This window comes from Bifidobacterium sp. H6bp9 (genome assembly GCF_032193695.1).
GTDB lineage: Bacteria > Actinomycetota > Actinomycetes > Actinomycetales > Bifidobacteriaceae > Bombiscardovia > Bombiscardovia kimbladii.
This window is the reverse complement of sequence record NZ_JASTZY010000005.1, coordinates 87,930-108,369: the sequence shown is the minus strand read 5'-3', so window position 1 is coordinate 108,369 and position 20,440 is coordinate 87,930. Positions and strand designations below refer to the sequence as shown.

The window sequence follows — 20,440 nt, the reverse complement described above, 5'->3', positions numbered from 1 at the left end:
GGGTCAGGCCAAACGACGACCAGTAGCTGCGGCCATGCCTTGCCCGGTCTCGTAGCGGGGCGATCCCGTCCCGTCCACGGCATCGGCATCCACCACAACACGGGAGACATCCGTCCTGTCGGGCAGCTCGAACATGGTCGCCTCCAGGGTGTGCTCAATGATTCCGCGCAACCCCCGGGCGCCCACCTTGCGTTCCAGGGCGATGGCAGCGACACGGTCCAGGGCGGCATCAGTGAAGACCAGATCGGCCCCGTCATCCAGGAACATGCGCCGGTACTGGTCGACCAGGGCATTGTCCGGTTCGGTCAGCACCCGCCGCAGCTCATGGGCACCCAGCGGCTCCAGGGTGGAGATGACCGGCAACCGCCCCACGAACTCGGGAAGCAAACCAAACTGTTCCAGATCCTCGGCCCTGACCTGGCTCATGACCCGATCGTCGGGTACCCTATCGCTCCCCTGAGTTGCCGAGAATCCGCTCTCCCGCAGACCCAGCCGCCGGCGGACGATCTCCTCAAGACCGACGAAGGCGCCGCCGCAGATGAAGAGGATGTTGGCCGTGTCCATGACGACCGTGCGGACATCGCCGTGCCGCCGCGAACCCTGTACCGGCACACGGGCCTGGGTGCCCTCGATGATCTTGAGCAGGGCCTGCTGAACCCCCTCGCCGGACACATCCCTGGTAATGGAGGTGTTCTCTCCAGACTTTCTGGCGATCTTGTCAATTTCATCGATGTAGATGATGCCGCGCTGGGCAAGATCCATGTTGCCGTCGGCAGCCTGAAGCAGCCCCTGCAGGACGGACTCCACGTCCTCGCCCACATATCCGGCCTCGGTAAGGCTGGTGGCGTCCACAATGACGAAGGGGACATTCATGATGGTGGCCAGGGTTCGTGCCAGGTAGGTCTTGCCCACGCCGGTGGGACCCATGAGCAGGATGTTGGACTTGTCCACCTGGACGCGCGGGGCCGCATCCTTGCCTCCAAACGCGGCGTCGGCAATACGGCCTCGGTCTCCCAGGTCCATATTGACGCGCTTGTAGTGGTTGTAGACAGCCACCGACAGGGTGCGTTTGGCAGCCTCCTGGCCTATGACATACCGGTTCAGATAGGCGAATATCTTTGAGGGCGCAGGCAGGGTCACCCGCTGGTCGGCGGCATCCTTGGCCATGTCCTCCTGGATGATCTGGGCGCATAGGCGTATGCATTCGTCGCAGATAGCGCAGGAAGGCCCTTTGACCAGGCGGCGCACCTGGTGCTCGTCCTTGCCGCAGAACTCGCAGCGATTCAGTCCGTCATTGTAGCTGACCACACGGCCCATGGCTCTCCCTTCCCGGAGAATCCGCAAGGATCGCCGAAATCACATTCTGACTGACATCGTCCATGATGCCAAAAACGTCCGGAGGCCGTGGGTCCCGAGGATCCGCCGCCATCCGGACGATCAATCTTGCGCGCAGTCACTGGAGCTAATTGCGGTGCTCCAGGACTTCGTCCACCATCCCGTAATCCTTGGCCTGCTGGGCGGTCAGAATGGTGTCCACCTCGATGTCCTTGCGGATCTTGTCGACATCCTGGCCGGTGTGCTTGGCCAGGGTCTCCTCCAGCCAGGTGCGCATGCGCAGCATCTCCCTGGCCTGGATCTCGATCTCGGTGGCCTTGCCGAAGTCCTGCTCCATGGCCGGCTGGTGAATCAGCACACGGGCATTGGGCAGGATCAGCCGCTTGCCCTTGGTTCCGGCCGCCAGAAGAACCGCAGCAGCCGAAGCGGCCTGGCCCAGGCAGACGGTCTGCACATCGGGCTTGATGTACTGCATGGTGTCATAGATGGCGGTCATGGCCGTCATGGATCCCCCCGGCGAGTTGATGTAGATGATCACGTCGCGGTTGGGATCCTGGCTCTCCAGAACCAGCAGCTGGGCCATGATGTCGTCCGAGGAGGTGTCATCCACCTGGACGCCCATGAAGATGATCCTGTCGTCGAAGAGCCTGGTGTAGGGGTCTTGGCGCTTATAGCCGTAGGGGGTGCGCTCCTCGAACTGCGGCAGCACATAGCGGTCAGCGGGCATGGCGCCCAGGCCGCGAGGGCCGGCCAGTCGACGGGCCCGTGCTACGAATTGCGCTTCTTCAGATGCCATGTGGAGTGCTCACTTCCCTTGATCCGCGGTCATAGTGCCGTGGGTGGTCACGATCCGGTCGACAAAGCCGTACTCCAGGGCCTGTTGGGCCGTGAACCAGTGATCGTATTCGTTGTCCCGGTAGATCTCCTCCAGGGTGTGGCCGGTCTGCTCGGCCGTCAGCTGGGAGAGTGTGCGCTTCATGTCCATGATCAGCTCGGCGTTGATCCTGACATCAGTGGCCGTGCCTCCGACGCCGCCCGAAGGCTGATGCATGAGCACCCGTGCATGGGAGGTGACGAAGCGCTTGCCCTTGGCCCCGCTGGAGAGCAGGAACTGGCCCATGGAGGCCGCCATGCCGACTGCGACCGTGGCCACGTCGGGCTCGATCAGCTGCATGGTGTCGTAGATGGCCATGCCGGCCGTAATGGAGCCGCCAGGCGAATTGATGTAGAGCCAGATATCCTTCTTGGGATCCTCGGCCGCCAGCATCAGCATCTGTGCGCAGATGACGTTGGCGTTGGCGTCCTTGACCTCGTCCCCCAGCCAGATGATCCTGTCCTTGAGCAGTCGGTTGAAGATGGGATCGGTCGGCGCAGGGGCCTCCCCCTCCTCCATCACGGGACTGGTTGCCAATGAGTTGTTCACCCTGTCTCCTTCGATAAACGTATCTGTATTGAGAGTAGCCCCCGCAATCGACGCGGTCTTGGTCTTTCTGCTCTTTGCGCAACCGTTGCGACAGGGCCGCACCCAGGCTGTTTCGCCACTGGGTGCGGCCCTGTTCGCTGCTTTGAAAGCTACTCCTGATCCTGGGAGAGCTGGTCAGCCACTTCAGCCGCGGCGGAGGCAGCCTGGACGCTCTCGTCCTGCTCCTCCTGGGCCTCGGGCTCATCCTCGCCCAGGAAACGGCTCAGATCCACCTCCTGGCCATCGGGATCCTTGAAGGTAACAGCCCGCATGCCGGCCAGCATGCCCTTGGAACGGCCGACCTCCTGCACGGCCGAACCCAGCTGGCCGTTGCGGACGATGCCGTTAATGAAGGCGCTGGGATCCATGCCGTACTGCTGAGCGATGGAAGCCAGGAAGTTGGTCACATCGGCCTGGCTGACCGTGATGCCCAGCTTCTCAGCCAGGGCGTCCAGGGTCATCTGGTCGCGCAGCTCCTTCTCCACGCTCTCCTCGGCCTCGGACTTCTCATCCTTGCTGGCCTTGTCGGGATCCTTGCCGGTGTTCTTGAGCTGATCGGTCACCATGGACTGCTTGATGCCCTTGGGCACCGGGATGTCCAGGCCTTCCTGGAGCTTGGCGATGAAGGCGTCGCGTGCGTCAGTGGCCTGCCGACCCTCGGCATCCACCTGGCACTGCTTGCGCACGTCCTCGCGCAGCTCCTTCAGGGTCTCGAACTCCGAAGCCTCCTTGGCGAACTCGTCGTCCAGGTCGGGCAGCTCTTCGGCCTTGACCGAGTTGACCTTGACCTTGATCTGGGCCTTCTCGCCCTGGTGCTCGCCGGCCTCCAGGGTGCCCTCGAAGGTGGTCTCCTCCCCGGCGGACAACCCGTCCAGGGCCTCATCCAGGCCGTCCAGCATGGTGTTGGAGCCCAGCTCGTAGCTGACCCCCTGCTGGGAGTCCACGGACTCGCCGTCGATGACGGCATCCAGGTCGATGTTGGCATAGTCGCCCTTGGAGGCGGGACGATCCACGCTGACCAGGGTGCCGAAGCGCTGACGCAGGTTGTCCAGACGCTTGTCCACGTCCTCGTCGGTGACGGCAGGCTTGGGGACCTCAATCTCCATGCCCTCGATGTCGGGCAGCTCGAACTTGGGACGAATCTCCACCTCAGCGGTGAACTTGAGCTTGGTGTCGTCCTTGGCCGAGGAAGGCATGTCCTTGACATCGATCTGCGGCTGGGCCATGGCGTGCAGCTGCTTCTCCTCCAGGGCCTTGGAGTAGAGCTCGGGCACGCCGGCGTTGACGGCCTCGCCCGCCACGCTGGCAAAGCCCACACGCTGATCGATGATGGGTCCGGGCACATGGCCCTTGCGGAAGCCGGGAATGGTTACCTGCTTGCCGATCTCCTTACGGGCCTGATCCAGGTAGGGGTTCAGCTCATCGGGATCGACGGTGATGGTGAGCCTGACCTTGGTGGGCTCGAGGTTTCTGACGCTGATTTTCACGCTGCGCTCCAATTCATCCAAACCGTTTGATCTGCCAGTAAGGCAACCGTTACATAATAGCGCGAGTCAGGGACTCTGACAGGAGCGAAACCTGCCAGGGACGGGCGCCCTCCTGACGCAGGAAGTCGGCCACATCCCGCTTCTCCGGTTGATCGGTCCAGCAGAGGTTGCGCAGGTAGCGGGGCTTGATCAGAATCTCGTCGGGGGTGTTGGTCTGGCGTCCCACCTCTGTCACCGCCTTGCGCGCTGCCTCCAGCCTGGCATATCGTTCCGGGTGGCGGTGCCGCCAGACCTGCATGGACTTAGGGGCATTGGTCTCCTCACACCGCGGCTTGGGAGGCACAGGCAGCTCTTCGGTGGGCAGATGCAACGCATCCAAAATGGCCTGTTTCCAGACTGAGGGTCTGACCCGGCGCTGGATGGGAGCATAGCGCTCGAACATGCGGTCCTGCTCACCGCCGGTGTGGATTCTGACCCGTTCATTCAAGGATCGGATGGCTCGGAACTGGGCGTTGTTGCGGGGCTTGAGCCTGCCGGCCTCGATGATGGCCTTGTCGGGCAGGAGCAGCGTCGGAGCGATGTCGTTGCGCCGGGCCAGCTGGTCTCGGGTGGTCCACAGCGAACGGGCCACAGCAAGGCCTCGACGGTCATTGTGCAGGGCATTGATATGCGAAATATGCCGCCAGGGCTGCTCGGGCTCCGGCTTGGGGATTTTGCCCTGCTCCAGCAGCCAGGTGAATTCCTGCCTGGCCCACTCATCCTTGCCGTGACGGCGCAGATCCTCCAGCTCGCACGATCGCACCTGATCCAGCAGCTCCACATCCAAGGCGGCGTAATTGCGCCAATCACGCGGCAGTGGGCGGTAGGACCAGTCTGCGGCGGAGTGCTCCTTGGCCAGGGTCAGCCCCAGATAGTGTGCGGTCACTGCAGACAGGCCGTAATGACCGAGATTAAGCATCCTGGCCGCCAGCTCGGAGTCGAAGAGCGATGAGGGCCTCATGCCCAGTGCGTAGAAGCCTGGCAGATCCTGGGGGGAGTCATGAATGATCCACTGGGCACCATCAACGGCCTTATTGAATTCCGACCAGTCGCAGCCCGCCTGCGTCAGAGCCGGTGGGTCCAGCAGGAATATCCCCGCCCCCTGGCGCTTGAACTGGACCAGGTAGTCGTCGTGGCCATAGCGGAAGCCTGATGCGCGTTCAGCGTCCGCGGCCAGCGCACCACTCCCCTGGGACAGCAGCCGACATGCCCGGCGGTATCCGGCCATATCGTCGATGACCGACGGTACACCCTGGGCGGGCTCTGAAAGCAGCTGCGTCTTAGGATCCGTGGTCACCTGCGCTCAACCTCTTTTTTAGTTTGTCTTCCATAACGCCACCGGGCCGACCAGGCCCGGAAAACACTCGCCTGAAAGCATAGTCCATGGCCTCAACCCGCTGACAATCGTTTACCGAGCATGACTGGTCAGCGATTTATCGATTTACAGTGTCGGTCATCCATTGGATCCGCCACCCATTGGCTCTTCCAACCATGAAGTCGGTCATTCGCTGATTGGCTGGCTGGCCTGCGCCCAAGCAAACAAAACTCCCCACGGCATCTGCCGTGAGGAGTCACAAGTTGATTATTCGGGTTTGTCCTAGGACCGCCCGGGAACCACAGTGGGTTCTGCGGCTCAGTAGACCACGAAGCCGTGGGCCTCAAGCTGCTTCTTGACCCGATCCTTCAGGGCCGCCGAAGGGCCTTTGGCGTCCTCCAGCGGGTAGGGGATGCGAAGCTCATGCCACTTGGGCCGTCCAAGCTGATGGAAGGGAAGCACATCAATGTGCTCGATGGCATCCTTGAACTGTTCGCACACCCGCGCGACGTTCTCGACGTTCTCCTCGGAGTCGGTCAGCCCCGGCACCAGCACGAAGCGAACCCAAATCTTGCTGCCACGGGCAGCCAGACGCTTGCCGAATTCGATTGTGGGGGCCAACGTGCCGCCGGTCACCTTCTTGTAGGTGGCCTCGTCGCCGGATTTGACGTCCAGCAGACACAGGTCGATATCGTCAATCATGGCATCGGTGTAGTTGCGATTGAGGAAGCCCGAGGTGTCCAGGCAGGTGTGGACGCCCATCTCCTTGGCAGCGCGAAAGACGCGTGAGACAAAGGCTGCCTGCATCATGGACTCGCCGCCGCTGAAGGTGATTCCTCCGCCCGTGCTCTTGAAGAGGTCCTGGTAACGGGCCACCTTATCGATCATGGCCTGTAGGTATACGGGCTGGCCATCGCGCATCTTCCAGGTGTCAGGATTCTGGCAGTACTGGCAGCGCAGGGGGCATCCGCTCATGAAGACGGTCATCCTTGTGCCCGGCCCGTCCACTGAGGTATTGATGTCCCAGGAGTGAACAAATCCGATGTCGCCCGTGCGCAGGGCATTCATACGGTCGTGCCGGTCCAGTCCAATGGGCGATTCGAACCCCGAAAGGCCGCCCATCAGGGTCTGGCTCTGGTAGACCTTGGATTCCTTGAGCATGTGCGGCTGTGTGGTATGGAAGGTGGTGGTCTCCGTCATTGGATCCTCCTGAAAAAGACGAAAAGGGGGCGGGGCCTTGGTGCGCCCCGCCCCATGATTCACCGTCTCATCAACGGTTGACTATCGCACAAGGGCGATCAGTCGGTCACCGCGCCCTGGTGGAAGGTGCGGGAGATCACGTCGAGCTGCTGCTCGCGGGTCAGCTTGACGAAGTTGACGGCGTAGCCCGAGACGCGCACGGTCAGGTGCGGGTACTTCTCGGGGTGCTCGACGGCATCCTCCAGCTGCTCCTTGCGCAGGACGTTGATGTTGGCGTGGTAGAGCCCGTGGCCGTTGCCGGCGTCCAGGATGCCCACCAGGTTGTTGATGCGCTCATCCTCGTCGCGGCCCAGGCCGTCAGGGGTGATCGTGTTGGTCAGCGAGATGCCGTCCAGGGCGTCGTCGTAGTCGATCTTGCCCACGGAGAACATGGAGGGCAGCATGCCGTGCGAATCCATGCCGTTCTCGGGGTTGGCGCCGGGAGCGTACGGGGTGCCCTTCTTGTGGCCGGAGGGGAAGGACCCGGTGTTCTTGCCATACTCCACGTTGGAAGTAATGGTCAGGATGGACTGGGTCGGCACAGCGCCACGGTAGACAGGCAGGCGCTTGATCTGGCCCATAACGGTGGAGACAGTCCACTTGGCCAGGTCGTCGGCGCGATCGTCGTCGTTGCCGTAGATCGGGAACTCGCCGACGGTCTTGTAGTTGACGATCAGGTCGTCGTCAGCGCCCTCGACATACTCAGGAGTGCCCTTGGCATCCTTGTTGTAGATCGGGTAGACCTTGGCGTACTTGATAGCCGACAGGGAGTCAGCGGCGATGGACAGGCCGGACATGCCGCAACCCAGGGTGCGGTAGACCTCCTTGTCGTGCAGGGCCATCTCAATGGACTCGTAGTCGTACTTATCGTGCATGTAGTGGATGATGTTCAGGGCCTCGACATAGGTCTCGCTCAGCCACTCCAGGGCCTTCTCGTAATTGTCCTTGACCTCTTGGAAGTCCAGAGAACCGTCTTCCTTGGGGGTGACAGGCTTGATCACGTCCTTGTCGATGACCTGCATGCCGGTCATCTCGTCACGGCCGCCGTTCATGGCGTAGAGCAGGGCCTTGGCGGAGTTGACGCGAGCGCCGAAGAACTGCATCTGCTTGCCGACCCTCATGGGGGACACGCAGCAGGCGATGGCAGCGTCATCGCCCCAGTGGGCGCGAATGTCCTTGTCGGACTCGTACTGGATGGCGGAGGTGTCGATGGAGATACGGGCGCAGAAGCGCTTGTAGCCCTCAGGCAGCTTCGGATCCCAGAAGATGGTGATGTTGGGCTCGGGGCCGGGTCCAAGGTGCTCCAGGGTCAGGGTTGCCAGCAGACGGAAGGAGGTCTTGGTGACCATGGGCCTGCCGTCATCGCCGAAGCCAGCGTCGGACCAGGTGGCCCAGTAGGGGTCGCCCGAGAAGATGTTGTCGTAGTCCTTGGTCCGCAGGAAGCGCACGATGCGCAGCTTCATCACGATGTTGTCGATGATCTCCTGGGCATCGGTCTCGTCGATCAGGCCAGCGGCCAGATCACGCTCGAAGTAGACGTCGAAGAATGCGGACAGACGGCCGATGGACATGGCGGCGCCGTCCTGGCTCTTGACCGAGGCCAGGTAGGCCATGTAGGTCCACTGGACAGCTTCCTTGGCGTTCATGGCAGGACGGCTCAGATCCAGGCCGTACTCCTTGCCCAGGTTCAGCAGCTGCTTGAGAGCCTTGATCTGCTCGGCGTGCTCCTCGCGGAAGCGGATCCAGTGCTCGATCTCTTCCTCGGTGAAGTCGTTGCGGTAAGGAATCGAATCCTTGTCGGCCTTCTTGCGGGCAATCAGCTCGTCAATGCCGTAGAGGGCCACACGACGGTAGTCGCCAATGATGCGGCCACGGCCGTAAGCATCGGGCAGACCGGTCAGAATCTTGTTGTGGCGGGCCAGCTTGATCCTCTTGGTGTAAACGTCGAAGACGCCATCGTTGTGGGTCTTGCGATACCGGGTGAAGATCTTCTTGACCTCGGGGTCGGGCTCCTTGCCGGCCTCCTTGAGGGCCTGCTCAACCATGCGCCAGCCGCCGTAGGGCATCATCGCACGCTTGCAGGGCACGTCGGTCTGTATGCCGACAATCACGTCATCCTGAGTCTCGCCGGCAGGCTTGCCGTCGATGTATCCGGCCGGGAAGGCGTCAATGCCCGCCGGAGTGTGGGTGTCCACGTCGTAGACGCGCTGCTTGCGCTCCACGGCGAGGAAATTGTCATCCAGGTAGTTCCACAGGAACTTGGTCTTCTCTGTGGCCGGTGCCAGGAAGGATTCGTCACCGGTGTACGGAGTGTAGTTCTTTTGAATGAAGTCGCGAACGTCGATGTCTTTCTTCCAGTCCTCGCCCTTGAAGCCCTTCCAAGCCTTGGCTTGCAGCTCTGCGGGAGAGACGGTGTTGGTCTCAACTGCTGTCATAGTCAACTCCTTGTTGATATGGTCAATGGCGCTTCCTCACACCACTGTCACTTTCAAGTATAGGGTGCGCACTACCACGGGAAACCGAATCGCGACGTGAGCTATATCACACTAAGGGCGGACTCGCAATGGGCGCCACGCCCATATCTTGCAAACTCGCCCGGCACACCGTCTGAGTCCCGATTCGTTCTGCCTGCATGGCCGACTGGTCGCTAACGCTAGTGAGCGATCCAGCAGGAGCTTCATCTGTCAGCTGATGACTGTCCCTGCCCGGGGTCTCCCTCCCAGGCCTGCCGCCAGCGACGGTCTTCTTCATCCCATTCCTTGTTCCGGCGCTTGGCGATCTTCCAGGCATCGAGGGCCTCCTGCCTGCTGCGGTAGGGGCCCATCCGCCTGTCCTGGGGAGACAGCTTGCCCTGTTCGGGTTCGCCGGTGACGGTGTTGAAGTACCAGGCCGTTTGCTCTTGTTCGGAACCCATGGTGATCATTCCCTGAAGGCGTTGGTGACAGGCAGCCGACGGTCCCGGCCGAAGGCCAGGGAGGTGACCTTGGGCCCCAGCGGGTACTGACGCCGCTTCCACTCGGCTCGATCCACCAGCCGCATGACCGTGTCGACCGTGTCGGGATCGAAGCCGTCGGCCAGAAGGTCGGCCCGACCATGCGCATGCTCGATGTATGCCTCCAGGACCTTGTCAAGCAGGCTGTAGTCGGGCAGGGAATCAGAGTCCTTCTGCCCTTGGCGCAGCTCGGCCGAAGGCGGCTTGACGATGGAATTGACCGGAATGGGCTCACGTTCGCCCCGTGCCTGGGCCTGGGCGTTGCGCCAGCGGGCCAGCTGCCAGACCCGGGTCTTGAGCAGATCCTTGATGGGCGCGTAGCCTCCGACCGCATCGCCATAAATAGTTGAGTAACCGCAGGCCAGCTCGGACTTGTTGCCTGTGGCTAGGGCCAGAAGCCCCTCGGCATTGGCGTAGGCCATGACGATGACGCCGCGTATCCGGGCCTGCAGGTTCTCTTCAGCCACCCCTTCCAGATGCAGCTGCCCTTGGAAGGCATTGAATTCCGGGCCTATGGCTTGGACCACGTAACGCACGCCCAGACGCTGGGCCAGGTCGGCGGCATCATCCCGGGAGCCTTCCGAGGAATAGCGGCTGGGCATGGAAATGCCGCGCACGTGCTCCCCCCCGCAGGCATCGGCGGCCATGGTGGCCACCAGGGCCGAGTCGATCCCGCCTGAGAGCCCCAGGCAGACGCCAGTGAAGTGATTCTTGGCCATATAGTCTTGTAGCCCCAGCACGCAGGCCCGATAGACCTCCTCGTCTCCAGGCATCTCTTCGGCCATGCATGACTTGCTGGGCATTGGGCGCTCCCCTCGTGCAGGCAAGGTCCACATGGACAGATCCTGGACGAACCTGGGCGAGCGCTCCAGCAGGGTGCCATCCTGGTCCACCACAAAGCTGCCGCCGTCGAAGACCAGATCGTCCTGCCCGCCCACCTGGTTCAGGTAGAGCAGAGGCGCACCGACCTGTTTGGCCCGGCGAGCCGCCAGCTCGTAGCGGACATGCCCCTTGCCCTCTTCAAAGGGGGAGCCATTGATGGTCACCAGGAGGTCGATGTCCCGGCCAGCCAGGTCGCTGATGGGATCGCCCTCCTGCCAGATGTCCTCGCAGATGGCCAGCCCTATCCGGTGCCCCTGCACCTCCAGGACCACGGTTCTGTCCCCCGGAGTAAAAATCCTGTACTCGTCGAAGACTCCGTAGTTGGGCAGGAAGTGCTTGTCATAGCCGGCCTCGACACGCCCCTGGTGCAGCACCACCAGCCGATTGCGGGGCCTGTCCTGATCCGCGTCGGTACCCACGGTCCCCACGATCACATGCAAATGGCCCAGACCCTGCTCGTCCAGCTCCCGGGCCAGACGGTCGGCCCGGGACCAGGCGGCCCGACGGAAGCTGGCCCGAAAGGCCAGGTCCTCGATCGGGTAACCGGTCAGGCTCATCTCGGGAAAGACCACCAGGGCCGCCCCCTGCTTAGCTGCCTTATGGGAGTAATCCATAATAATGTCGGCGTTGCCGTCAAGATCGCCCACACAGGTGTCGATCTGAGCCAGAGCCACCAGCAGATCGCCATCCCGCTGCGGCTGTTCGTCTTGTATGCCCATACCCATGATTCTAAACCGTGCCGGGCCGGCCGGCGGGCAGACAGTTCCGTGCGGGGAGGGACCCGGGAAAAGCAGGATCGCGGACGCCTCAGACCTTGTCGGCGCCAGCCTTGCGGGCGGCCCGACGCACCAGCACCGAGGCAGCCAGTCCCACGAGAAGCAGCAGGACTGCAAAGCCCATGGCCCACTGGGCGCCCTGGGTGAATCCCTCGGTCAGGGCATTGGTCACCTGAGGACCCAGGGCTCCCAGCCGACCCCGTGTGCCCTGGGCGCGCAGGCCGACGATGGCATTCCCGGCAGAGGACTGAACGGATCTGACCAGGCCATCGGCCATCTGCGCCGAGATCCCCTTGAGCGCCGTCAGATGCCTTGGCAGCACCAGGCTCAGAGCCAGGGAGAGGGCGGAACCGGAGACTGCAGCACCCAGGGCGGTCCCCCACTGACGAATGGTGGACTGGGTGGCCGAAGCCTGGCCGGACTGGGCCACCGGAACACCGGAGAGCACCAGGCTGGTCAGCTGTGCCGAGGCAAAGCCCAGGCCGGCACCGTAGATGATCAGAGTCAGGGTCATGGGCCAGACCGGCACCGACCCGCGCATGAGCAGAATGGACAGGGCCACGCCGACGATCTCCATCAGCAGGCCCGTCTGCACCGTGCCGCCGGCCCCCAGACGGGCTGAGACCACCCGGGCCAGACCGCCCGAAACAACTGACCCCAGAGCCATGACGCCCAGGATGGATCCGGCCCCCAGTGGACTCAGGCCTCTGGCGTTGATCAGGTAGAGGGGCAGGATGAACATGACTGCGAACTGACCAGCGTTGACGATGGCGGCCGTCAGGTTGCCCCAGCCGAAAGTGCCGATGGCGAACATGGAAACGTCCAGGATGACCATCCTGCCCCTGCGCGCCCTGGCCAGCTCGGTCATCGCAAAGGCGGCCAGCAGGGCCAACCCCAGGAGCAGACTGACCGGGACCGGCGACAGGGGTGCCGATGCGGACCAGTGCAGAGGGCCCAAATCGAGTGCGGCGCGGGGGCGCCACCAGCCGTAGGTCTGCCCCTCGATCAGCGCAAAGACCACCAGAGCCGACCCCAGGGCCGAAAGGAGTATGCCCTTCCAGTCGGCAAGCATCCCCCACCGGTCGCCGGTCTGCCGGGGCGCTGACTTGGTCTCGGGCACAAAGACTGCGCTGGCCAGGAGGACGATCAGGCCCAGGGGCAGATTGACCAGGAAAATCCACCGCCATCCGATGGTGCTGGTGAAGACCCCGCCCAGGAAGGGGCCGACCGCCGCAGCAGAGGACATGACGGCCCCCCAGATGCCGAATGCAGTAGCCCGGTGACGACCCCGGAAGGTGGCGGACACGGTAGACAGGGTGGATGGCATGACCAGGGAACCGCCGATTCCCTGAACAAGCCGAGCCAGAAGCAGCATTGTGCCGGAGGAGGCCGATGCGGCGAAGACGGAACCCAGCACAAAGATGACCGTGCCCACCTGCAGGATCCGCTTGCGTCCGATAATGTCCCCCAGTCGACCAGAAGGCAGGAGCAGGGCCGCCAGGACGATGCTGTAGAGGGCGGTCACCCACTGGGCCTGAGCCAGGTTGATGTGGATGGCAGCGATGATGGAGGGGATGGAGACGTTGACGATGGACGAATCCAGCACAATCATGGCCAGACCCAGGGCCAGCACCCAGAGGGCACGCCAGGGCGGTGCTGCCTCCTGAGACTCTTGACGGTTCCTCTGGATGCCCATCTTCACGTCCGTACTTGCCGATCCGGTCATCGGAGCTCCCCTCACCCTGGTCTACGAATTTTTTGCGACTATACGTCGCAAAAACATATCTGGCAAGTTCACTCAGCGCGGACAAGCCGCACGCTGAACCAGTCCTTACAGCTTGGTTCCTCAGCAAATAGGCCATATCATATGCCCCAAGACCGGCCCAGCCCGATTCCCAATCGCTGCACCAAGGAGGCCGGACCAAGGAGAACCATGCCCAGGATCCGCGAATCCACGCTCCAGGAGCACCGTGCCAAAACCCTGGACCAGATCATCGCCGCCGCCGAGGCCATCCTGCGCACCGGCGGACGCGGCCAGCTGACCATGGCCGAGGTGGCCCGACGCGCCAATCTGGCCCGCAACTCCCTCTACCGCTACGCCCGCGATGCCGACCAGCTCTGCGACATGGTCATGGAGCGGCATCTGCCGGACTGGGGCCGTGCCCTGGACCAGGCTCTGGGCACGACTGAGGACCCGCGCCGGACGATCGAGGTCTGGACCCGCACCAATCTTGAACAGGCAGGGCTACACGGACACGGCTGGCTGATGAACCTCTACGCCGAGCAGCACGACGAGCAGTTACGCCAGGCCCTGATCTACGGCAGCCCCTCGAATCCTCATGAGCCCGCACCAAGGAACGATCGGTCCACAGACCGGCAGATCCAAGCCTTGCTGGACTTCCACGGGCAGGTCAACCAGCCGCTGATCCAGGCGTGGACAGCCCTGCGCCCAACAGATCCGGCCATGGGCGTGGAGGTGACGCGAGGGATCGTCCAATCCGGCATGCGGCTGATTGATGCCCTGGACCAGGAGCTTGCGCCCGAGCAGCGGCAGAAACGACTGACTATCATCATCGAGAAGGTGACCGCCTGCGCCAAGGCTGTCACCGCCACCCTGACGGAAGGATCCACATGCGCCTGATCGGCAACATCTGCTGGCTGCTGCTGGGAGGACTGGCCATTGCCCTGGCATGGGCCCTGATAGGCATCCTGCTCTGCCTGACCGTGGTGGGCATCCCCTTCGGTCTGCAGGCCTTCAAGATGGCCAGACTGACTTTGACCCCCTTTGGCCGACAGGTCATCTATGGAGGCGGGCTGGGATCTTGGCTGGCCAATCTGCTCTGGATCATTCTGGGCGGCTGGTGGCTGGCCCTGGCCTATCTGGTGGCCGGACTGGTCACCATGTTGACCGTGGTGGGCATCCCCTTCGGTCTGCAGGCCTTCAAGATGGCCCGCCTGGCCCTGATGCCCTTCGGATCCTCAGTGTGAGTCGCCATCTTATGAAAGGATTGGTGACATGAGCACAGTTATCATGCATACCTCGGAGGGCGATATTCGCCTGGACCTCTTTGACGATCAGGCCCCTGAAACCGTAGCCAACTTCCTGGACCTGGCCGCAGGCCGCAAAAACTGGACCGACCCCGAGACGGGCCAGAAGCGTCAGGATCCCTTCTATGACGGTCTGACCTTCCACCGGATCATCAAGGACTTCATGATCCAGGGTGGCTGCCCGCTGGGCACGGGCACGGGCGGCCCAGGCTACGAGTTCGATGACGAGATCGATCCCTCTCTGACCTTTGAGGAACCCTACAAGCTGGCCATGGCCAATGCAGGGCTGCGCCGGGATCCGGCCACAGGAAAGACCCACGGCACCAACGGATCACAGTTCTTCATCACCACCGTGCCCACCCCCTGGCTCAACGGGCATCACACCATCTTCGGCCAGGTGGCTGATGAGGATTCCCGGAAGGTAGTCGACAAGCTGGACGCCGTAGCCACCGATTCGAGCGACCGTCCCCTTGAGCCGGTCTTCATCAACAGCGTCGAAGTCCTCTGAGCCGGGCCGGGGATGGTTTCGAAAAAGACACCCAGCAGATTCCAGCCCGGCACACGCAGCTACACCATGTCCCGAATCAGGGGCACGGAGACATCAATAGAACGCCAGGTCCGGTCATATCTCTTCTCGCGCGGTCTGCGGTTCCGCAAGAACGACAAGAGGTATCCGGGCCATCCCGATGTGGTTCTGCCCAAGTGGAGGGCCATGGTATTCGTCAATGGCTGTTTCTGGCACATGCATCAGGGGTGTGCCAAATTCTCCCTTCCCAAATCCAATGTGGAATATTGGACCACAAAGCTGACAAGGAACCGTCTGCGGGATCAGGAACAGGGCGAAAAACTGAAAGCCATGGGTTGGCGGGTTTTCACAGTCTGGGAGTGCCAGCTGGATGCCCGCCATGCCCAGGAAACCCTGCAAACATTATATGAGGCCATCACAGCAGATGGCCGTCCAAACGAAGGAGTCAAGGATGAGCAGATTGAACGGCAAAGGACAAGAGGCTGAGCAGAAGGGCATGCGGGTCAACTTCGCCATTCTCGGCGCCGGACGGATAGCCAACGCCCTGGCCAAGACGGTGGTCATGATGGCCCAGGACCCGCAGTACAGCCATCTGATTGCCCCATACGCCGTGGCCTCGAGGGATGGGGATCGCGCAGCCGCTTTCGCCAAACAATATGGATTCGAGCACTCTTATGGTTCCTACCAAGAGCTCCTGGACGATCCCCAAGTGGATCTGGTCTACATCGCCACGCCTCACAGCCTCCACGCCGAGCAGGCCATCGCCTGCATGAAGGCGGGAAAGAACGTGCTGGTCGAGAAGTCCTTCACGGCCAACGCCGACCAGGCCAGGCAGGTCATCGAAACATCCGAGAGCACCGGCCTGCTCTGCACCGAGGCCATCTGGACCAGGTACATGCCCTCGCGCTCCATCATCGACGACATCGTCTCCTCGGGAGAAATCGGCACCGTCAGAACGGTCACCGCCAACCTGGGATATGTCACCGTGGGCAAGGCCAGAATGACCGACCCGGCCCTGGCCGGCGGCGCCCTGCTCGACGTAGGTGTCTACCCTCTCAACTTCATCGACATGGTCATGGGACCCAAGCCTATTGAGCGGGTCTGCACGGATTGGGTCCGCAGCCCGGAGGGCGTCGACAGCCAGAACTCCACGACCATTCTCTACCAGGATGGATCCATGGGGGCAGCGACCAGCTCCATGGTCTCGGCCAGTGACCGGACCGGCAGCATCTGGGGAGACCAGGGTTACCTGCAGTGCGCCAACATCAACAACGTGGAGTCAATCGACCTGTACGACGCGGATCACCAATTGAAGAAGCGCTACCCCATCCCTGACCAGCTGACCGGTTATGAGTATGAGGTGTCCAGCGCAGCGCAGGCCATTCTGGACGGCGAGACCGAGTGCGCCCAGATGCCCCACAAGGACACCCTGCGGATCATGGAGCTCATGGACTCTCTGCGCCGCCAGTGGGGCCTGGTCTTCCCCTTCGAATCATGAACCAGCAATGCGAATGGGGGCTGATGCCGCAATCGCCACGGCATCAGCCCCTATTCGGATCATCCAGGAAAACCCTGCTTCATTCCTTTCTCACGAAGGTCACCAGACGCTGGAGGATGACGAAGACCAGGATCATCAGACCGACCACGATGGTGACGGCCTCAGCAGGAACGCCGAAGTCCGAGGTCAGAGGATCGATGATCGAGCGGACCAGCGCGCCTATGACAGAACCCAGCACGTAGCCGTAACCGCCAGTGATCAGGGTGCCGCCGATGACGACCGCAGCTACAGCGTCCAGCTCCCAGCCCACGCCCATGGTGTTCTTGGCTGAACCGATGCCAGCCACATAGACGATGGAAGCGATGGAGGCCAGGACAGCCGAAGTCAGGTAGATGACATACTGCGTCCGCTTGACCGGAAGGCCCATCAGCTCGGCCGAGGACCGGGAACCGCCGATGGCGTAGATGGTACGGCCCGTCCTGGTCTTGTGGAGGATGACATAGCTGACTGCCACAACGACCAGAGCGACTACCACGCCGAAGTTCAGCGAAAGATCATTGGAAATCTTCGGGTTGTCGATGATTTTCAGTCCCTCGCCGCCGATCCAGCTGAAGTTGTTGTTCTGCGGCATATTGAGCGAATCAGTTGAGATGATGGAGGCTATGCCCCTGGCCAGGAACATAGTGGACAGTGTGGCGATGAAGGGCTGCATGTTGAACTCTTCGATGAGCACGCCGGCCAGCAGTCCAAAGACTGCGCCAATGGCGATCATGATGACGATGACCAACCCCGCCGGCACGCCGGCGATCATGAGCTTGACACCGACGACGCCAGTGATGGCGACTATGGCCCCCACGCTCAGATCGATGCCACCGGTGAGAATGGGGAAGGTCATGGCTACTGCCAGGATCACCAGATAGGCGTGGTCCATGAACAGCGAGGACATGAATCCCAGCCGGATATAAGTGCCGAAGAGCACCTGGCCCATGATCAGCATGAGCAGGAAGATGACCACGGCAGCGACTGTCGGAATGGCCCTGGGGCTCAGCCGGAAACCTGCTTGTCTGCTTGCACTCTTCTTCATCATGCCACCACCTCTGCAGACTGCCTCATGGCACGCCTGCGTTTGAACTCAGCGACCGCGTTGTGCACCTTGGGCGCCTGCATGACGCAGATGATGATGACCACCACGGCGAAGAAGGCTGGCGTGGCGGCTGAATCAATGCCCAGGGTGATGATGGTCTTGCGGATCATCGCAATGATCACGGCGCCGAAAGCGCTTCCCAGCAGCGAGAACTTGCCGCCCAGCAGGGAGGTGCCTCCAATGACCACAGCCAGAATGGCGTACATCTCCAGATCCTGACCGGTCTTGACCACGTCAACCCTCATCACTGAAGCAGTCGCGAACAGCCCTGCCACAGCGGCCAGCAGACCGGAGATGGCGTAGACCAGGAAGAGGATCCGACGGGGCTTGATGCCGGTCATTCGGCTGGCTTCCTGGTTGATGCCCACCGACTCGATCATCATGCCGGCTGCCGTCTTCCTCATCAGAAGACCGACAAGGCAGACGATGATCACTGCTATGACGAAATTGGCCGGGATTCCCAGAATGAAGCCATTGGCCATCCAGCGCAACGGTCCGCTGCCGGCCACGCCTGAAGCGTCGGCATTCTGCCCATTGGTGATGACCTTGGCCAGTCCCCTGCCTGCCAGCATCATGATCAGCGTGGTGATGAAGGGCTGGAGTCCCAGAATGGAGACCAAGGCGCCGTTGATGCAGCCCAGAACCAGACCTACGGCCAGGGAGATCAGAATGGCCATCCAGACGTTCACCCCGTTGATCAGCATCTGCATGGCTGCAGCTCCGGCCACGGCCATGAGCGAGCCGACCGAAAGGTCGATGCCCGAGGTCGAGATGACCAGGGTCATGCCGGTGGCGATCATCAGGTATCGCGCAGACTCCTGGATCATGGTGATCAGGGGTCCTGCCAGGCCGCCTGTGCGCGGATTGTATGACAGGCTGAGGAAGGAATGATCCACTAGGGTGCAGACCACAATCAGCGCGAGGAAGGCGACCACGCTCCAAATCAGCTGATTGCCGAATATGCGGCGCAGGAAGGATGGACCTTCATCCTCCGATTGCTGCTTGGCGGGCTTGCTCATCTTTCCTCCTTTCCTTGAGATTGTCCGGAGACCGAGGTGTTGGCTATGTCTTCCACGATGGTCTGCTGGGAAACCGTGTCATCGTTGTCCATCAGGTCGATCTTGTGACGGTCCTTGAGGACGGTTATCTGATCGGAGAGGCGGACGACCTCATCAAGCTCAGAGGAGATGAAGACCACGCTCATGCCCTGAGCGGCCAGATCCAGCACCGTCTGCTGGATCTCCGCCTTGGCGCCGATGTCGATTCCCCTGGTCGGTTCGTCCAGGATCAGCAGCTCAGGATCCGTGGCCAGCCACCTGGCCAGCAGGACCTTCTGCTGGTTTCCTCCTGAAAGGTTCTTGATCAGCCTGTCGGGATCGGCCGGGCGGACATTGAGCTCCTTGATGTACTTGTCGACTATCCGGTCAGCCTCCTTCCTGGGGATTGGCCTGAACATGCCCCGGGTGGCCTGGAGGGCCAGGATGATGTTCTCCCTGACCGTCAGGTCGCCGATGATGCCCTCATCCCTTCTGTTCTCCGTGGAGTAGGCGATTCGGTTCTTCAGGGCGTTGGCCGGGCTGTCGATGGAGATCTTCTTCCCATCAAAGGTGTAGGTGCCCTTGTCGGGCTTGTCTGCGCCGAAGAGCAGGCGGCCGATTTCGGTTCTGCCGGAACCCAGCAGGCCGGCCAGTCCCATGATCTTGCCCTTGAAAAGATCCATGTCGAAGGGGTAGATGCTGCCCTTTCTGCCGAAGCCGCGGACGCTGGCCAGAGGCCGGTCTGTTGCGGCTTGGGGTGTCTCTTTCCTCGACTTGGTGCCGATCAGCGAGAGCTCATCGGCGTTCTTGCCGATCATCTTGGTAATAAGGACATCGCGCGGCATGTCCTTGACCATGGTCTCCTCGACGAATTTGCCATTGCGCAGAATGGTCATTCTGTCGGCGATCTCGTAGACCTGGTCCAGGAAGTGGGAAACGAACAGTATGGCGATGCCCCGGTCCCTGACCTTGCGCATGATCCGGAAAAGATCCTGAACCTCATTGGCATCCAGCGAAGATGTCGGCTCATCCAGGATCAGGACCTTGGCATCGATGACCATGGCCCTGGCGATGGCCACCAGTTGCTGCATGGCTATGGATATCTCATTGAGCGGCGTGTGAGGATCCAGATCCGTCAGGCCCATCTGGGCCAGAAAGCCTTTGGCCGCCTCATGGGTCTTGCGCCAGTTGATGCCCAGGTGCCCCCTCACCTCGTGCCCGAGCATGACGTTTTCGCCCACGCTCAGATTGGTGCACAGGTTGACTTCCTGGTAGACCGTGGCGATGCCGGCGTTCTGCGCATCGGCTGTGCCGTTGAAAATCCTGTTTTGGCCGTTGACGGTGATGGTTCCCGCGTTGATTTTGTATACCCCGGTGAGCGCCTTGATCATGGTCGATTTGCCTGCGCCGTTCTCCCCCATGAGGGCATGGACCTCACCGGGGAACAGACGCAGATCGACATTGTCGAGCGCCTTGACACCAGGGAATTCAATGCTGATTCCCTTCATGGAGACCAAGGGTGCTTCTTTTGTCATTGTCTTGCCTCATCAAACTGAATGCTGATCGGGGGGCGGTACCGCGGCCCAAAGACCCTTTCCCGCCCATGAAAAACGGCGTACCGCAACCTTCCCGGGTGCGCCGTCCTGTGCGTCCTATGCGA

18 protein-coding genes are annotated in these 20,440 nt (G+C 61.8%); 5 read left to right on the top strand and 13 right to left on the bottom strand.

Annotation, left to right across the window (positions count from 1 at the left end):
* Positions 1-3: 3 nt before the first annotated feature.
* From clpX to QRX40_RS07290, 10 genes are all read right to left on the bottom strand, one after another.
* A complete protein-coding gene (clpX, locus tag QRX40_RS07335; protein WP_313837373.1) occupies positions 4-1,317 on the bottom strand; it encodes an ATP-dependent Clp protease ATP-binding subunit ClpX in 1,314 nt (437 codons plus the stop codon).
* A 145-nt stretch (positions 1,318-1,462) separates the two neighbouring features.
* Complete coding sequence (locus tag QRX40_RS07330; RefSeq protein ID WP_198201312.1) at positions 1,463-2,131, bottom strand: ATP-dependent Clp protease proteolytic subunit; 669 nt, start codon at positions 2,129-2,131, stop codon at positions 1,463-1,465.
* Between the two features lie 9 nt (positions 2,132-2,140).
* Positions 2,141-2,728, bottom strand: coding sequence for an ATP-dependent Clp protease proteolytic subunit (locus QRX40_RS07325; protein WP_029676324.1), 588 nt, complete (start codon positions 2,726-2,728; stop codon positions 2,141-2,143).
* A gap of 179 nt (positions 2,729-2,907) precedes the next feature.
* A complete protein-coding gene (gene tig, locus QRX40_RS07320) occupies positions 2,908-4,284 on the bottom strand; it encodes a trigger factor (RefSeq protein WP_313837370.1) in 1,377 nt (458 codons plus the stop codon).
* Positions 4,285-4,333: 49 nt separating this feature from the next.
* The gene (locus QRX40_RS07315; RefSeq protein ID WP_144086026.1) at positions 4,334-5,620 is read right to left on the bottom strand and encodes an HRDC domain-containing protein; all 1,287 of its coding nucleotides are present in this window, start codon (positions 5,618-5,620) and stop codon (positions 4,334-4,336) included.
* A 336-nt stretch (positions 5,621-5,956) separates the two neighbouring features.
* A complete protein-coding gene (gene pflA / locus QRX40_RS07310) occupies positions 5,957-6,838 on the bottom strand; it encodes a pyruvate formate-lyase-activating protein (protein WP_015021700.1) in 882 nt (293 codons plus the stop codon).
* 98 nt (positions 6,839-6,936) lie between these two features.
* Entirely contained in the window at positions 6,937-9,312 is a 2,376-nt protein-coding gene (gene pflB, locus QRX40_RS07305; protein WP_046322815.1) for a formate C-acetyltransferase, read from the bottom strand.
* 242 nt (positions 9,313-9,554) lie between these two features.
* Positions 9,555-9,791 (bottom strand): hypothetical protein, encoded by a 237-nt coding sequence (locus QRX40_RS07300; RefSeq protein WP_101432280.1) that lies wholly within the window; start codon positions 9,789-9,791, stop codon positions 9,555-9,557.
* A gap of 5 nt (positions 9,792-9,796) precedes the next feature.
* A complete protein-coding gene (locus QRX40_RS07295; protein WP_396184504.1) occupies positions 9,797-11,476 on the bottom strand; it encodes an NAD+ synthase in 1,680 nt (559 codons plus the stop codon).
* Between the two features lie 82 nt (positions 11,477-11,558).
* Positions 11,559-13,253, bottom strand: coding sequence for an MFS transporter (locus QRX40_RS07290; protein WP_313837368.1), 1,695 nt, complete (start codon positions 13,251-13,253; stop codon positions 11,559-11,561).
* A gap of 207 nt (positions 13,254-13,460) precedes the next feature.
* Here QRX40_RS07290 and QRX40_RS07285 point away from each other — a divergent pair, with 207 nt between their 5' ends.
* Genes QRX40_RS07285 through QRX40_RS07265 form a run of 5 tightly spaced genes read left to right on the top strand, consistent with a single transcriptional unit; the run spans position 13,461 to position 16,599 of the window.
* On the top strand, positions 13,461-14,168 hold the full coding sequence (locus QRX40_RS07285; RefSeq protein ID WP_313837367.1) for a TetR/AcrR family transcriptional regulator: 708 nt from the start codon (positions 13,461-13,463) through the stop codon (positions 14,166-14,168).
* Complete coding sequence (locus QRX40_RS07280) at positions 14,159-14,515, top strand: YccF domain-containing protein (RefSeq protein WP_045924197.1); 357 nt, start codon at positions 14,159-14,161, stop codon at positions 14,513-14,515. The genes QRX40_RS07285 and QRX40_RS07280 overlap by 10 nt, the downstream gene beginning before the upstream one ends.
* Before the next feature lie 28 nt (positions 14,516-14,543).
* Entirely contained in the window at positions 14,544-15,083 is a 540-nt protein-coding gene (locus tag QRX40_RS07275; protein ID WP_045924196.1) for a peptidylprolyl isomerase, read from the top strand.
* 12 nt (positions 15,084-15,095) lie between these two features.
* The gene (locus QRX40_RS07270; protein ID WP_313837364.1) at positions 15,096-15,587 is read left to right on the top strand and encodes a very short patch repair endonuclease; all 492 of its coding nucleotides are present in this window, start codon (positions 15,096-15,098) and stop codon (positions 15,585-15,587) included.
* The gene (locus QRX40_RS07265) at positions 15,553-16,599 is read left to right on the top strand and encodes a Gfo/Idh/MocA family oxidoreductase (RefSeq protein WP_313837362.1); all 1,047 of its coding nucleotides are present in this window, start codon (positions 15,553-15,555) and stop codon (positions 16,597-16,599) included. The genes QRX40_RS07270 and QRX40_RS07265 overlap by 35 nt, the downstream gene beginning before the upstream one ends.
* Before the next feature lie 79 nt (positions 16,600-16,678).
* Here the strand turns inward: QRX40_RS07265 and QRX40_RS07260 are convergent, their stop codons facing one another.
* From QRX40_RS07260 to QRX40_RS07250, 3 genes are read right to left on the bottom strand one after another with little or no spacing between them, the layout of a single operon-like run.
* Positions 16,679-17,686, bottom strand: coding sequence for an ABC transporter permease (locus tag QRX40_RS07260; protein WP_229132901.1), 1,008 nt, complete (start codon positions 17,684-17,686; stop codon positions 16,679-16,681).
* Positions 17,683-18,762, bottom strand: coding sequence for an ABC transporter permease (locus QRX40_RS07255; protein ID WP_045924192.1), 1,080 nt, complete (start codon positions 18,760-18,762; stop codon positions 17,683-17,685). Before QRX40_RS07255 ends, QRX40_RS07260 begins: the two co-directional genes overlap by 4 nt.
* Entirely contained in the window at positions 18,759-20,315 is a 1,557-nt protein-coding gene (locus tag QRX40_RS07250) for a sugar ABC transporter ATP-binding protein (RefSeq protein WP_045924191.1), read from the bottom strand. Before QRX40_RS07250 ends, QRX40_RS07255 begins: the two co-directional genes overlap by 4 nt.
* Positions 20,316-20,440 lie beyond the last annotated feature (125 nt).

What these genes read in the sequence shown, in the direction of transcription:
- clpX (WP_313837373.1), bottom strand. Translation starts at nt 1,317, where the DNA reads ATGGGCCGTGTGGTCAGCTACAATGACGGACTGAATCGCTGCGAGTTC.
- QRX40_RS07330 (WP_198201312.1), bottom strand. Translation starts at nt 2,131, where the DNA reads ATGGCATCTGAAGAAGCGCAATTCGTAGCACGGGCCCGTCGACTGGCC.
- QRX40_RS07325 (WP_029676324.1), bottom strand. Translation starts at nt 2,728, where the DNA reads ATGGAGGAGGGGGAGGCCCCTGCGCCGACCGATCCCATCTTCAACCGA.
- pflA (WP_015021700.1), bottom strand. Translation starts at nt 6,838, where the DNA reads ATGACGGAGACCACCACCTTCCATACCACACAGCCGCACATGCTCAAG.
- pflB (WP_046322815.1), bottom strand. Translation starts at nt 9,312, where the DNA reads ATGACAGCAGTTGAGACCAACACCGTCTCTCCCGCAGAGCTGCAAGCC.
- QRX40_RS07300 (WP_101432280.1), bottom strand. Translation starts at nt 9,791, where the DNA reads ATGGGTTCCGAACAAGAGCAAACGGCCTGGTACTTCAACACCGTCACC.
- QRX40_RS07295 (WP_396184504.1), bottom strand. Translation starts at nt 11,476, where the DNA reads ATGGGTATGGGCATACAAGACGAACAGCCGCAGCGGGATGGCGATCTG.
- QRX40_RS07290 (WP_313837368.1), bottom strand. Translation starts at nt 13,253, where the DNA reads ATGACCGGATCGGCAAGTACGGACGTGAAGATGGGCATCCAGAGGAAC.
- QRX40_RS07285 (WP_313837367.1), top strand. Translation starts at nt 13,461, where the DNA reads ATGCCCAGGATCCGCGAATCCACGCTCCAGGAGCACCGTGCCAAAACC.
- QRX40_RS07280 (WP_045924197.1), top strand. Translation starts at nt 14,159, where the DNA reads ATGCGCCTGATCGGCAACATCTGCTGGCTGCTGCTGGGAGGACTGGCC.
- QRX40_RS07275 (WP_045924196.1), top strand. Translation starts at nt 14,544, where the DNA reads ATGAGCACAGTTATCATGCATACCTCGGAGGGCGATATTCGCCTGGAC.
- QRX40_RS07270 (WP_313837364.1), top strand. Translation starts at nt 15,096, where the DNA reads ATGGTTTCGAAAAAGACACCCAGCAGATTCCAGCCCGGCACACGCAGC.
- QRX40_RS07265 (WP_313837362.1), top strand. Translation starts at nt 15,553, where the DNA reads ATGAGCAGATTGAACGGCAAAGGACAAGAGGCTGAGCAGAAGGGCATG.
- QRX40_RS07260 (WP_229132901.1), bottom strand. Translation starts at nt 17,686, where the DNA reads ATGATGAAGAAGAGTGCAAGCAGACAAGCAGGTTTCCGGCTGAGCCCC.
- QRX40_RS07255 (WP_045924192.1), bottom strand. Translation starts at nt 18,762, where the DNA reads ATGAGCAAGCCCGCCAAGCAGCAATCGGAGGATGAAGGTCCATCCTTC.
- QRX40_RS07250 (WP_045924191.1), bottom strand. Translation starts at nt 20,315, where the DNA reads ATGACAAAAGAAGCACCCTTGGTCTCCATGAAGGGAATCAGCATTGAA.